The organism is Microcoleus sp. OTE_8_concoct_300, from assembly GCF_031383065.1.
Classification (GTDB): Bacteria; Cyanobacteriota; Cyanobacteriia; order Cyanobacteriales; family Microcoleaceae; genus Microcoleus.
Map to the genome: position 1 here is coordinate 1 of NZ_JANMZH010000613.1, position 1,390 is coordinate 1,390.

Consider the following 1,390-nt stretch of genomic DNA (forward strand, 5'->3'; position numbering starts at 1 on the left):
CAGGGGGAACGCATCTTATTGAACACTGTTCATCAGTGGTGAGTATATTTTGAGATAAATTCACCATTCAAAGAAGCTACAGACACGCTTTGTAATGAGTTTTGTTAGAAAATAGGAACTGATTAATGGTGGTTTTTACGCTTGTGCTAATTTTGAGACAATAAAAGTATTACAACCACTGTTTACAAGTTGTATGATAATTAATAATGAGTTATTCATGAGAATTTAGTTAACTGTAACAGCGAGGATCTTAGTCAAATAGTCATCATCCCACCAGGCTCGAAGTCGCTTATTTTTTGTTCCGGTTTTTGAGGTTTTTTCTTGATTCAACAGATTGAGCGAGATGTGTCTAAGAATAGCAAAGTTTTGCGGAGCATTATCTTTTCTAATCCGACAATCATCTTCACGAAAACCCACATCTAATACCCAATGTAAAGAATTTTCAATTCCCCAATGGCTGCGGACTGATTCACCAAGCTTTTGAGCATCATTTGGTAAACTACTAATGTAATAACGAGTTTCAATAGTTGTTTTTCCCTTCACTATTCTCACGGACTCTATCAAACCTATACTGTGAAGTTTCTCCCATTGATTGTCGGGGTCAATCAGCTCTTTGATGTCACTTAACATGGTTGTGATGTCGGATTTCTGAGCGACCGTGATTACTCTCTTTATTTGTCGAATAAGCTGTATGTGTAAATCCCGAAAATCCTTGTCTAATTGCTTGTTTAAACAACTCTTCTACTCTGGCAAACAGGGATGGTTGGTTCTTTTTTAAGGTGATTACATAATCTCCTTCTTGTTCGACAATTGACTTCACAATTGACCTCTGACAGCCCAGAGCATCAATGGTGACAATGCTTCCATTTAATTCTAATACTTTGAGTAAAGCCGGAATAGCTGTGATTTCATTAGATTTTTTATCAACCTTAACTTGTCCTAAAACTAATCTTTGGCTGGTCGCCCAAGCACTAACCATATGAATTGCTTTTTTATTTCCTCCCCGATCGTAAGAATGGCGAAGAGTTTTGCCATCAATTGCGATTACTTCTCCTGGATTGAAGCAACTAATAGATTGAATCCAACTCAAAAAACATTTCTGAAATTGCTCCGGTTTGAGGCGAGAAAATACTCGTGCAATTGTGTCATGTGAAGGTATGCCATTCGGCAATTCTAAAATTTTCTTTAACCATTCGTATTTAGCTCGCCCGTAACTTTCGATATCCACCCATGTATCAGCACCGCAAATCACGGCACAAAGTGAGAGGGTGATAATGTCAATCAATTGATGATGTTTCGTCCGCTCAATTCTTGGATCTTCTAATTCAAAAAAATGGTCAGCAATGGTGATTTTAGGTTTGAGTCTCATAAGAGTAAACTCTAATTAAAT

The 1,390-nt window shown here is 37.3% G+C and carries 1 pseudogene; it reads right to left on the reverse strand.

Annotated features, from left to right (window positions below):
• Nucleotides 1-225 precede the first annotated feature (225 nt).
• A pseudogene (locus tag ACUVJL_RS28235) lies at nucleotides 226-1,369 on the reverse strand (ISAs1 family transposase).
• Between the last annotated feature and the right edge of the window lie 21 nt (nucleotides 1,370-1,390).